The sequence below is a fragment of the Ramlibacter algicola genome (genome assembly GCF_016641735.1).
Classification (GTDB): Bacteria; Pseudomonadota; Gammaproteobacteria; order Burkholderiales; family Burkholderiaceae_C; genus Ramlibacter; species Ramlibacter algicola.
Genome location: NZ_JAEDAO010000001.1, coordinates 3,494,943 through 3,506,996, shown reverse-complemented (window position 1 = coordinate 3,506,996; position 12,054 = coordinate 3,494,943). Strand labels below are relative to the sequence as shown.

Here is a 12,054-nt window from a genome sequence, read left to right as displayed (position 1 = left end):
GGGGACTCGGTCAGCGAGAAAGCGTCCCCATGAACAACGAACAGCAGGTGCAGGAGGTCCTCGAGGCGGTGCCGCCGAAGGAGGACGTCGACCCGACGCAGCCGCCCCAGGTGCTGCTGCACCCGCATGCCAATCCCCGCAACCTGAGCCTGATCGTGCTGTGCACGATCGCGGTGCTCGGGGTCCTGAAGTGGGCCAGCGCCTTCTTCATCCCGCTCATGGTCGGCCTGGTCTTCTACTACGCGCTGTCGCCGGTGGTCGACGCGCTCGCGAAGCTGCGCGTGCCGCGAGCGCTGGCGGCCGCTGTGCTGATCCTGGGCATCCTGGGCGGCAGCGGCGCGGTCATCTGGTCGATGGCCGACGACGCCAACGAGCTGATCAACTCGCTGCCCTCCGCCGCGCAGCGGTTCCGCGACGTCATCAATCGCAAGATGCACAAGGCCGACGGCCCGCTGGCGCCGGTCACGCAGGCTGCCGCGGAACTGGCCAAGGCCGCCCAGGAGGCGGGACCGAAGAACGGCGCGACCCCGACTCCGCGCGGCGTGCAGCGCGTGATCGTCGAGAAGCCGGCCTTCGACATCCGCGAACACCTGTGGGCCGGCACCGTGGGCCTGGCCAGCCTGGTCGGGCAGGTCACGCTGGTCACCTTCCTCACCTTCTTCCTGCTGCTGTCGGGCGACACCTTCCGGCGCAAGCTGGTGAAGATCACCGGCACCACCTTCACGGAGAAGAGGCTGACCGTGCAGGCGCTGGACGAGATCAACGCGCAGATCCAGCGCTACCTGCTGGTGCAGCTGCTGGCCGGCGTCGGGGTCGGCGTGCTCACCGGCGTGGCGTTCGCGTGGCTGGGGATGAAGCACGCGGCCGTGTGGGGCGTGGCCGCGGGCCTGCTGAACATGGTGCCCTACGTCGGCTCCATCCTCATCACCATTGCAGCGGCGCTGGTGGCCTTCATGCAGGCCGGCGAGATCGAGTTGCCGCTGTACGTCACCGGCGTCTCGCTCGTGATCAACATGATCGAGGGCAACCTGCTGGTGCCCTGGCTGACCAGCAAGGCCAGCCGGATGAACGCCGTGGCGGTGTTCATCGGCGTGCTGTTCTGGGGCTGGCTGTGGGGCGTGTGGGGCGTGCTGCTGGGCATCCCCATCATGATGGTCGTCAAGGCCGTGTGCGACCGGGTCGACCACCTGAAGCCGGTCGGCGAACTGCTCGGCACCTGAGGCGCCGCCGCATGCTGGACCTGCTCACCGACCCGCAGGCGTGGATCGCGCTGCTCACGCTGACGGCGCTCGAACTGGTGCTGGGCATCGACAACATCGTGTTCATCTCCATCCTGGTGGAGAAGCTGCCGCCGGAACGCCGCAAGCTCGCACGGCGCCTCGGGCTGTTCATGGCGATGTTCCTGCGGCTGGGGCTGTTGATGGTGATCTCCTGGATCATCGGCCTGACAGCGCCGCTGTTCTCGCTGCCGTGGCCGAAGCAGGAGATCTCCGGCCGCGACCTGATCCTGATCGGCGGCGGCCTGTTCCTGATCTGGAAGAGCACCAGCGAGATCCACCAGGCGCTGCAGGGCGACCCGCACGACGACCCGGGCCACGTGAGCGTGCATGCGGGGTTCGGCGGCGTGGTCCTCCAGATCATGCTGGTCGACATGGTGTTCTCGCTCGACTCCATCATCACCGCGGTCGGCATGGTCGACGAACTGGCAGTGATGATGGCCGCCGTCGTCGTCTCGGTGCTGATGATGATGGCCTTCGCCGCCGCGATCGGGCGCTTCATCTCGGCGCATCCCACCGTGAAGATGCTCGCGCTGTCCTTCCTGGTGATGGTCGGCATGGTGCTGATCGCCGACGGCTTCGAGCACCACGTGCCCAAGGGGTACGTCTACACGGCGATGGCGTTCTCGATCGCGGTGGAGATGCTCAACCTGCGGGTGCGCCGGCGCGCCGCGCGGCGCTGACGCTCAGCCCGTGTTGCGCAGGCCCGCGGCGATGCCGTTGATGGCCAGGTGGATGCCCATGTGCACGCGCTCGTCGCTGCCGCCGGCGCGGTAGCGGCGCACCAGCTCCACCTGCAGGTGGTGCAGCGGGTCGATGTAGGGGAAGCGGTAGCGGATCGAGCGGGCCAGCGCCGGGTTGCCGGCCAGCCGCGCGCGTTCGCCCGTGATCGCCTGCAGCGCCTCGACCGTGCGATGCCACTCGGCCTCGATCGCGCCGTGCACGCGCTTGCGCAGCCGCGCGTCCGCGACCAGGCTGGCGTAGCGCGAGGCGAGGGCGAGGTCGCTCTTGGCCAGCACCATGTCCATGTTCGACAGAAGCGCGCGGAAGAACGGCCACTGGCGGTGCATGCGTTGCAGCAGCGCGAGGCCGTCCTTGCGCGGGCGTGCCGGGTCGTCGAGGAACGCGCGCACCGCGGAGCCGAAGCCGTACCAGCCGTTGAGCGTCGCGCGGCTCTGGCCCCAGCTGAAACTCCAGGGGATGGCGCGCAGGTCCTCGATGCGCGGCGCGCCCGGCTTGCGCGACGCCGGCCTCGAGCCGATGTTCAGCTCGGCGATCTCGCGGATCGGCGTGGCGGCGAAGAAGAAATCGGCGAAGCCGGGCGTGTCGTAGACCAGCGCGCGGTAGGCCTGCATGCTGGCCTGCGACAGCGCCTCCGCCGCCGCGAGGAATTCGCGCGGCGCGGCCTTGGGCGGCGGCAGCAGCGTCGCTTCCAGCGTCGCCGCGACCAGCGTCTCCAGGTTGCGCCGGCCGATTTCCGGGTTGGCGTATTTGGAGCTGATCACCTCGCCCTGCTCGGTGAGGCGGATCTGCCCGCGCACGGTGCCGGGCGGTTGCGCGAGGATGGCCTGGTAGCTCGGGCCGCCGCCGCGGCCGACGGTGCCGCCGCGGCCGTGGAACATGCGCAGGCGGATGCCGCGCAATTCGTCGAACAGCTGCACCAGCGCCGTGCCGGCGCGGTACAGCTCCCAGTTGCTGGTGAAGATGCCGCCGTCCTTGTTGCTGTCGCTGTAGCCCAGCATCACGTCCTGCTCGCCGCCGGAGCGCTGCACCAGCCGCAGGATGCCGGGCAGGGCGTAGAACTCGCGCAGGATCGGCGCCGCGTTGCGCAGGTCGGCGATGGTCTCGAACAGCGGCACGACGATCAGGTCGGCGACTGCGCCATCGTCGAGCGTCCCGCGGAACAGGCCCACTTCCTTCTGCAGCAGCAACACCTCCAGCAGGTCGCTGACCGCTTCGGTGTGGCTGATGATGTAGTGGCGCACGGCGTCGGCGCCGTACTGCGCGCGCATGCGCAGCGCCATCTCGAACACGCCGACTTCGCGCTGGGCCAGCGGCGAGAACTGGTGACCGACGACGCGCAGCGGCCGCGCGTCCGTGAGCAGGCGCAGAAGCAGCTCTCGCCGTGCGCTCTCGGGCATGGAGGCGTAGTCGGGCGCGACCCGCGCGACGGAGAGCAACTCCGCGACGACCGCCTCGTGCTGGTCCGAGGTCTGCCGCAGGTCCATGGTGGCGAGGTGGAAGCCGAACACTTCGACTGCACGTAGCAAGGGCAGCAGCCGGTGCGCGGCGAGCGCGCCGGAGTGCGAGGCCTGCAGCGAGTCGCGGATCGTGCACAGGTCGGCGTGGAACTCGTTCGCGTCGCGGTAGGGATTCTGCGGCGCGAGCAGGTGGCGCGCCGCCTCGCCGCCGGTGAAGGCGCGCAGCGTGCCGGCCAGGCGCGCGTACATGCCGGCGAGCGCGCGGCGATAGGGCTCGTCGCTGCGGTGCTCGCCGCGGTCGGGCGACGCATCCGCCAGCGCCTGCATCGCCGGCGTGACGGGCGCAAGCATGGTCGACACGGACAGCTCGCGGCCCAGGTAGTGCACCTCGGTCAGGTAGTGGCGCAGCGCGATCTCGCACTGGCGGCGCAACGCGGTCTCGAGCGTGCTCGCATCGACATTCGGGTTGCCGTCGCGGTCGCCGCCGATCCACATGCCCATGCGCAGGAAGCTGGCGACGGGCTGGTGCAGGTCGCGCTCGAGGCCGGCGTACAGGCGCGGGATCTCGCGCAGGAAGGTCGCCTCGTAGTACGACAGCGCGTTCTCGATCTCGTCCTGCACCGTCAGCTTGGAGAAGCGCAGCAGCCGCGTCTGCCAGAGTTGCATCACGCGCGCGCGGATCTGCACTTCGTTGGCCGCGAGCTCGCGTGGGGCGAGCGCGTCCTTCGGCTGCGCGCGGGCGCGGATCTCGTCGCGCTCGGCCAGCAGGTGCGCGATGCCGCGCTCGGCGTCCAGGATGGATTGGCGCTGTACCTCGGTGGGGTGCGCGGTGAGCACGGGCGAGAGGTACGCGCCGGCCAGCATGTGCGAGATGGCTTTCGGTGCGACGCCGGCCCAGCGCAGGCGGGCCAGCGCGACTTCGATGCTGCCTTCCTGCTGGTCGCCGGCGCGGTCGTGCACGAGGCGGCGGCGGATGTGGTGCCGGTCCTCGGCCAGGTTGGCCAGGTGGCTGAAGTAGGTGAACGCGCGGATCACGCTGACGGCCTGGTCGCCGCTGAGCGACTTCAGCAGCGACTTGAGCGCGCGGTCCGCCTCGTGGTCGGCATCGCGCCGGAACGCCACCGACAGCTTGCGCACGCGCTCGACCAGCTCGAACGCCTCGACGCCTTCCTGCTCGCGGATGACGTCGCCGAGCATGCGGCCGAGCATCCGGATGTCCTCCACCAGCGGCCGTTCGTTGTCGCGGGCGCGTCGCGCGGGCGCCGGCGGCGCGGGTGCAGTCATCGTGGATCCGGTTGCACAAAGTTTAAGCAGCCCGGATGCTAGCATCGCCTCTCCCCCTTGCAGGTGCACCTCGTGAGTTCCATCGTCATCGCCACGCGCGAAAGCCGGCTCGCCCTCTGGCAGGCCGAGCATGTGCAATCCCTCCTCACGCAGCGCGGGCGCGCCGTCTCGTTGCTGGGCATGACGACCAAGGGCGACCAGATCCTCGACCGCAGCCTCAGCAAGGTCGGCGGCAAGGGCCTGTTCGTGAAGGAGCTCGAGGTCGCGCTGGAGGAAGGCCGCGCCGACCTCGCGGTGCACTCGCTCAAGGACGTGCCGATGGACTTGCCCGCCGGCTTCTCGCTGGGCTGCGTGCTGGAACGCGAAGACCCGCGCGATGCGCTCGTGTCGCCGCAGTACGCCGACCTGGACGCGCTGCCGCAAGGCGCCGTCGTCGGCACCTCGAGCCTGCGCCGCGTGGTGCTGCTGCGTGCGCTGCGCCCCGACCTGCGCATCGAGCCGCTGCGCGGCAACCTCGACACGCGACTGCGCAAGCTCGACGAAGGCCAGTACGACGCGATCGTGCTCGCCGCCGCCGGGTTGAAGCGGCTCGGCCTCGCCGAGCGCATCCGGCAGGTGTTCGATCCTTCCCGGATGCTGCCGGCCGCGGGGCAGGGCGCGCTCGGCATCGAGGTGCGCAGTGACCGTGCCGACCTGCTGGCACTGCTGGAGCCGCTGGCGCACCACGGGACGTGGCTCGCGGTGTCCGCCGAACGTGCGGTCAGCCGGGCGATGGGCGGCAGCTGCTCGATGCCGCTCGCGGCGCATGCGACGCTGGATGGCGCCGTGCTGCGGCTGGATGCGGCGTGGGGCGACCCGCAAGCCGCCGCGCCCCTGGTGCGCGGGCAGGCCGTCGCCACGGTGACCAGCCTCGAGCAGGCCGCGTCCCTGGGCGAGCAGGTCGCGGCGCAATTGCGCGCGGGCGGCGCGCACTGACGCGCATGCGCGTCGTCGTCACCCGCCCGGTGCGCGAGGCGCGGCCCTGGGCCGAGGCGCTGCGCGCGCGTGGCCACGAGGTGCTCGAACTTCCCCTGATCGAGATCGCACCGGTGGCGGATGCGGCGCCCTTGCATGCCGCCGTGGAACGGGCAGCTTCGTACGGCGCGGTGATGTTCGTCAGCGCGAATGCGGTGCACGCCTGGCAGGCGGCGTCCTCGCGCGCCTGGCCTCCCACCACGTCGGCATGGGCCCCCGGGCCGGGTACCGTCGCCGCCTTGCACGCGTTCGGCGTGCCGCCCGCGCAAGTGGCCGCGCCGCCGGCCGATGCGCCGCAGTTCGATTCCGAAGCCCTGTGGGCGGTGGTGCGCGGCAGCGTGCGCGCCGGTGACCGGGTGCTGCTCGTGCGCGGCGCCGACGGGGATGGCCAGCCCGCAGGTCGCGAGTGGATTGCCGACACGCTGCGCGCCGAGGGCGTGCAGGTCGACGCCGTCGCGGCCTACTCGCGCCGGCCGCCCACATGGACCGACATCGAGCGCGCACACGCCCGTGCTGCAGCGGCGGATGGAAGCACCTGGCTCTTCAGCAGTTCGCAAGCCATCCACCACCTGGGCGCGCTGCTGCCCGCGCAGGACTGGTCACGCGCCTGCGCGGTGGCCACGCACGAGCGCATCGCGCGCGCGGCGCAGGCGCTGGGCTTTCGTGTTGTAAGCCTGTCACGACCGGACCGGGACGCCGTGGTGCGCGCCCTAGAATCGTCCGGATGAGTGCCGAGCCCGATCGCGACCCCGACCTTGCGCCGCCGGCCCCCGCACTCGATGCGGGCGAAGCCGCGCCGGCCCGGCCTGGCATGACGTCGGTGGTGGCGTTCCGCCTGCTGGTGCTGGTCGCCGTCCTCGCGCTCGGCTCGAGCGTGCTGCTGTGGCAGAAGCTGTCGACCATCCAGGAACAACTGGCGCGCCAGAGCGCCGACGCCGGCAGCAACGCGGTCGAGGCGCGGGCCGTCGCCCGGCAGGCGCAGGACCTCGCCCGTGACATCGCGGCCCGGCAGGCGGTCAACGACCAGCGCCTGGGCGAAGTCGCACTGCAGCGCACGCAGCTCGAGGAGCTGATGCAGAGCCTCTCGCGCTCGCGTGACGAGAACCTCGTGGTCGACATCGAATCGGGGCTGCGCCTCGCGCAGCAGCAGGCGCAACTGACGCTCAGCGCGGAGCCGCTGCTGGCCGCGCTGCGCAGCGCCGACCAGCGCCTCGCCCGCGCGGGCGAGCCGCGGCTGGCCCGCCTGCGCACCGCCATCGGCCGCGACATCGACCGCATCAAGGCCGCCGCGGTGGCCGACGTTCCCGGCGTGCTGCTGCGGCTGGACGAAGTCACGCGCCAGGTCGACGAACTGCCGCTCGCCAATGCGGTCGGTCCCGCGTCCACCGCCCGCGCGCCAGCGTCCAAGGCCAGCGCCCCGGCGCCGCGCGACGTTCCCTGGTGGCGCCAGTGGCTCGGGGTGGTGGGCGACGAAGCGCGGGCGCTGGTGCGCGTCAGCCGCGTGGACGAGCCCGAGGCGATGCTGCTCACGCCGGAGCAGGGCTTCTTCCTGCGCGAGAACCTCAAGCTGCGGCTGCTGAACGCGCGCCTCGCCCTGCTCGCACGCCAGACCGACTCGGCCCGCGCCGACCTGGCGACAGCGTCGAGTGCGCTGGAGCGCTACTTCGATCCCTCCGCGCGCCGCGTGCAGGCGGTGGCGGCGGCGCTGCAGCAGATGCAGGCGCAGCTGCGCGTCGTCGAGCTCCCGCGCATCGACGAGACGCTGGCCGCGCTGGCCGCGGCCGGCGCGGGGCGCTGAGGTCTGCCGATGCGTGCCGCGCTCTGGTTGCTGGTCCTGTTCGCCATCGCGGTGGCGGTGGCCCTGTTCGCGGGCAACAACCAGGGGACCATCACCGTCTTCTGGCCGCCGTACCGCGTCGACCTCTCGCTCAACCTCGTGCTCCTGCTGCTGGTGGCGGCGTTCCTGCTGCTGCACGCGGCGCTGCGCGCGCTGGCGGCCCTGTTCGACCTGCCCAAGCAGGCGCTGCGGTGGCGCAACCAGCAGCGTGAGCGCGGCATGCACGCGCTGGTGCTCGACGCGCTGTCGCACCTGCTGGCGGGCCGCTACATCCGCGCGCGCAAGTCGGCCGAAGCGGCGCTGGCGCAGGAAGCATCGCTCACCGCCGGCGGCGCGGCGCCGCCCAACGGCGCGCAGCTGCGCACGCTGGCCCACGTGCTGGCCGCCGAGAGCGCGCAGGCGCTGCAGGACCGCGCCGCGCGCGACGAGCACCTGCAGCTCGCCCTCGACCAGGGCCCGGCGCAGGAGACCCACGAAGGCGCGCTGATGCGCGCCGCCCGCTGGTCGCTGGAAGACCGCGAGCCGCAGGCTGCGATGGGCTGGCTGCAGGGCCTGCCCTCGGGCGCGGCGCGGCGCACGCTGGCCTTGCGGATGAAGCTCCGGGCGGCGCGCCTCGCGCGCCACACGGCCGAAGCGCTGGACACCGCGCGCCTGCTGGCCAAGCACCGCGCGTTCTCGCCGGCCGCCGCCGACAGCCTGGTGCGCGGGCTGGCGATCGACCTGCTCAATGGCGCGCACGACCCGGCGCAACTGCAGAAGGCCTGGCTGACGCTGGAGCCGGCCGAGCGCGCGATGCCGGAACTGGCCATCCACGCGGCGCAGCGTCTCGTCGCGCTCGGCGGCGATGCGCAGACGTCGCGCGATTGGCTGCTGCCGGCCTGGGAGGGGCAGCACGAGCTGGGCGACAGCCTCAAGATCAAGCTGGTGGGCGCGCTCGAAGCCGGCCTCGACAGCATCGACGCCACCTGGCTGGCGCGCATCGAGGCCGCGCAGCGCGCGAACCCGCGCGACATGACGCTGCAGTACCTGGCCGGCATGGCCTGCATGAAGCGGCAGCTGTGGGGCAAGGCGCAGGTGCTGCTGCGGCAGGCGTCGATGGGCCTGCAGGACGCACGCCTGCACCGCAACGCATGCCGCGCGCTGGCGCAACTCGCGGAGGACCGCGGCGATCTCGAAGCGGCCGCGGCGGCCTGGAAACAGGCTGCGCAGCAGTAGCCAGATGACGCGCAAAAGAGAAAGGGCCCCGCGGGGCCCTTTCTTCATGCGAGGCTCGCAAGCCTCACTGCAGCGGCGCGCCGCCCTGCTCGAACGGCAGCTTGAACGCCGCCAGGTCGCGCTTGGTCTCCACCAGCACCAGCGGGCCTTCGTCGATGACCACCGCGGGCGGACGCTCGCGCGGCACGCGGATCGGCTTCGGCTCGGCGGCCATCGCGGCCTGCGCCGCCGCGATCTTGCCGGCGTCGGAGTTGACCCACTGCAGGCCGGAGCCGGACGCGACCTGCGCCAGCTGGTCGACCGGCAGCTGGTACGGCTGCACCTTCGGCAGGCCGGGTGCGGCGGGCGCAATCGCGGTCACGGGAGCCGGCGCGGGAGCCTGCACGGCAACCGGTGCGACGGCGGAGCGCTCCTCGGCTTCGGCGGCGGCGGCTTCGGCGTCGCTCACGAAGCCGGTCGGGTAGCGCGGGCGAGCCGGCGCCTCCTGCTCGGTGGCTTCGGTGGCTTCGGGGGCTTCGGGGGCTGCGGTTTCCGCGGACTCGTCGCGCGGACCACGTTCGCGGCGGTCACGCCCGTAGCGGTCGCGCGAGCGGCGGCCGTCGCGGCGCGCTTCGCCGTTGGCGCCTTCGCCCGACTCCTGCACGGGCGCCTCGCCCACGAAGGCTTGCGCGTGCTCCATCGCCCGGCCTTCGACGGCGGCGGCCTCGGTCACCTCCTGCGGCGCCTGCTCGCGCGGGCGGCGTTCACCACGCTCGCGGCGGCCTTCGCCGCGCTCACCGCGTTCGCCGCGCTCAGGACGGTCGCCACGCTCACCACGTTCCGCGCGATCACCACGCGGCGGGCGGTCGCCGCGGGGCTGCTGGCCTTCGGCCGGCGCGCCGTCCGCATGCACTTCCTCGTTGCGGCGTTCGTCACGCGGACCGCGCTCGCGCGGCGGGCGATCGCCTTGCGGGCGGTCGCCGCGCTGCTCGCGGCCTTCGCCACGCGGGCCGCGCTCGCGGCGGTTCTCGTCGCGCGGCGCCTGCGCACCTTCGGCCGACTCGGCCACCGCGCCGTCGCGGCGCGGCTGGCCGTCGCGGGTGCGGTTCTCGTCGCGACCGCCCCGATGGCGGTCGCGTCCACGGCCACCCCGGCCGCGGCCTTCGCCACGTTCGCCGCGATCGCCGCGATCGCCACGATCGCCACGGCCTTCACGCTTCTCTTCGGTCTTGGCCGCGGTGGCGGTCGTCGCCGCAGCGGCGGGCGTCGCCGCCGGCGCGAGGCCGAACAGGTTCTTGAACCAGGCCACGAAGGACGGTTCGGGCGCGGGTGCGGGCGCCGGGGCCCGCGACGGTGCGGGCGCGCGGGCGGCGGCCGGCGCCGCGGTGCGCTGCGGCTGCTCGACCTTCTCCGGCTTGGGCGGCGCGACGGGCGCGGGCATGTCGGGCAGCACGCCCTTGATGACCGGTTCCTGGCGGTTGGTCTTCTCCTGCGAGCGGCGGGTGACCGTCGTCTCGTCCTCGAAGTCCTCGGCCATGTGGTAGCTGGCCTTGAGGTTGTCCAGGCGCGGGTCGTCGTGCTTCAGGCGCTCCAGCTTGTAGTGCGGCGTGTCGAGGCCCTTGTTGGGGACCAGCAGCACGTTGATGCGCTGCTTCAGCTCGATCTTGGTGATCTCGGTGCGCTTCTCGTTCAGCAGGAACGACGCGACTTCCACCGGCACCTGCACGTGCACCGCGGCGGTGGAGTCCTTCATCGACTCCTCCTGGATGATCCGCAGGATCTGCAGCGCCGAGCTCTCGGTGTCGCGGATGTGGCCGTGACCGCCGCAGCGAGGGCAGGGGATCGATGCGCCTTCGGACAGTGCCGGCTTCAGGCGCTGGCGACTCATCTCCATCAGGCCGAACTTGCTGATCGTGCCGAACTGGACGCGGGCCCGGTCCTGGCGCAGCGCGTCGCGCAGGCGGTTCTCCACCTCGCGGCGATTGCGCGACTCCTCCATGTCGATGAAGTCGATGACGATCAGGCCGCCCAGGTCGCGCAGGCGCATCTGGCGCGCCACTTCGTCGGCGGCTTCCAGGTTGGTGCGGGTGGCGGTCTCCTCGATGTCGCCGCCCTTGATGGCGCGCGCCGAGTTGACGTCGACCGACACCAGCGCTTCGGTGTGGTCGATGACGATGACGCCGCCGCTGGGCAGCTTGACTTCGCGGGCGTAGGCCGACTCGATCTGGTGCTCGATCTGGAAGCGGCTGAACAGCGGCGCGTCGTCGCGGTAGCGCTTCACCTTGGCGGCGTGTTCCGGCATCACGTGCGCCATGAACTGCTGCGCCTGCTCGTAGATGTCGTCGGTGTCGATCAGGATGTCGCCGACGTCATTGTTGAAGTAGTCGCGGATGCAGCGGATGACGAGCGACGACTCCTGGTAGATCAGGAACGCGCCCTTGCCGCCCTTGGCGGCGCCGTCGATGGCGTTCCACAGCTTGAGCAGGTAGTTCAGGTCCCACTGCAGCTCGGGCGCGCTGCGGCCGATGCCGGCGGTGCGGGCGATGATGGACATGCCGTTGGGATATTCCAACTGGTCCATGTTCTCCTTCAGCTCCTGCCGGTCCTCGCCCTCGATGCGGCGCGACACGCCGCCGCCGCGCGGGTTGTTGGGCATCAGCACGACGTAGCGGCCGGCCAGCGAGACGAACGTGGTCAGGGCCGCGCCCTTGTTGCCGCGCTCTTCCTTCTCGACCTGGACCAGCAGCTCCTGGCCTTCGCGGATCACGTCGTTGATGCGGGCCTGCGAGGGCGAGACGCCCTCCTTGAAGTACTGCCTGGAGATTTCCTTGAACGGCAGGAAGCCGTGGCGTTCCTCGCCGTAGTCGACGAAGCAGGCCTCGAGCGACGGCTCGACGCGCGTCACGACGGCCTTGTAGATGTTGCCCTTGCGCTGCTCGCGCCCTTCGATCTCGATTTCGTAGTCGAGGAGCTTCTGCCCGTCGACGATGGCCAGCCGGCGCTCTTCGGCCTGCGTGGCATTGATCAGCATCCGCTTCATTGCGTCACCTTCTTGTTCTCACGTCCTGGCCCGCGGACGGGCCCACGATGCCGGGCCGACGCGGCGTCGAAGGGGAACGGAAGGCGCGCGGGCGCGCTGCTGCGGGCCTATGGCCTCGGGACAGCAGTCGCGGCGGGGGGCGCGTGGATGAGGGCGAGGGAGTGGCCGGGGCGCCGGATGACGGGCCGCGGGGCGGCCGGCAGCAGC

The 12,054-nt window shown here is 71.8% G+C and carries 8 protein-coding genes; 6 read left to right on the top strand and 2 right to left on the bottom strand.

Features of this window, described 5'->3' with window-relative positions:
• The first annotated feature begins 29 nt into the window (after positions 1 to 29).
• A complete protein-coding gene (locus I8E28_RS17205) occupies positions 30 to 1,220 on the top strand; it encodes an AI-2E family transporter (RefSeq protein ID WP_200789341.1) in 1,191 nt (396 codons plus the stop codon).
• Between the two features lie 11 nt (positions 1,221 to 1,231).
• Positions 1,232 to 1,960, top strand: coding sequence for a TerC family protein (locus I8E28_RS17200; RefSeq protein WP_200789340.1), 729 nt, complete (start codon positions 1,232 to 1,234; stop codon positions 1,958 to 1,960).
• Between the two features lie 3 nt (positions 1,961 to 1,963).
• Here I8E28_RS17200 and ppc read toward each other — a convergent pair whose 3' ends face one another.
• The gene (gene ppc, locus I8E28_RS17195) at positions 1,964 to 4,762 is read right to left on the bottom strand and encodes a phosphoenolpyruvate carboxylase (protein ID WP_200789339.1); all 2,799 of its coding nucleotides are present in this window, start codon (positions 4,760 to 4,762) and stop codon (positions 1,964 to 1,966) included.
• A gap of 72 nt (positions 4,763 to 4,834) precedes the next feature.
• Between ppc and hemC the strand changes: the two genes are divergently transcribed.
• The 4 genes from hemC to I8E28_RS17175 are packed head-to-tail and all read left to right on the top strand — an operon-like array spanning position 4,835 to position 8,828.
• Complete coding sequence (gene hemC, locus I8E28_RS17190) at positions 4,835 to 5,737, top strand: hydroxymethylbilane synthase (protein WP_338050799.1); 903 nt, start codon at positions 4,835 to 4,837, stop codon at positions 5,735 to 5,737.
• 5 nt (positions 5,738 to 5,742) lie between these two features.
• Positions 5,743 to 6,504, top strand: a complete 762-nt coding sequence (locus tag I8E28_RS17185) for a uroporphyrinogen-III synthase (RefSeq protein WP_200789338.1) — start codon at positions 5,743 to 5,745, stop codon at positions 6,502 to 6,504.
• Positions 6,501 to 7,574, top strand: a complete 1,074-nt coding sequence (locus I8E28_RS17180) for a uroporphyrinogen-III C-methyltransferase (protein ID WP_200789337.1) — start codon at positions 6,501 to 6,503, stop codon at positions 7,572 to 7,574. Before I8E28_RS17185 ends, I8E28_RS17180 begins: the two co-directional genes overlap by 4 nt.
• Before the next feature lie 9 nt (positions 7,575 to 7,583).
• Positions 7,584 to 8,828 carry a heme biosynthesis protein HemY gene (locus tag I8E28_RS17175; protein ID WP_200789336.1) on the top strand — a complete coding sequence of 415 codons (1,245 nt, stop codon included), beginning with the start codon at positions 7,584 to 7,586 and terminating at the stop codon, positions 8,826 to 8,828.
• Between the two features lie 64 nt (positions 8,829 to 8,892).
• On the opposite strand, the gene I8E28_RS17170 is transcribed toward I8E28_RS17175, so the two are convergent.
• Positions 8,893 to 11,847, bottom strand: coding sequence for an Rne/Rng family ribonuclease (locus I8E28_RS17170; protein WP_200789335.1), 2,955 nt, complete (start codon positions 11,845 to 11,847; stop codon positions 8,893 to 8,895).
• Between the last annotated feature and the right edge of the window lie 207 nt (positions 11,848 to 12,054).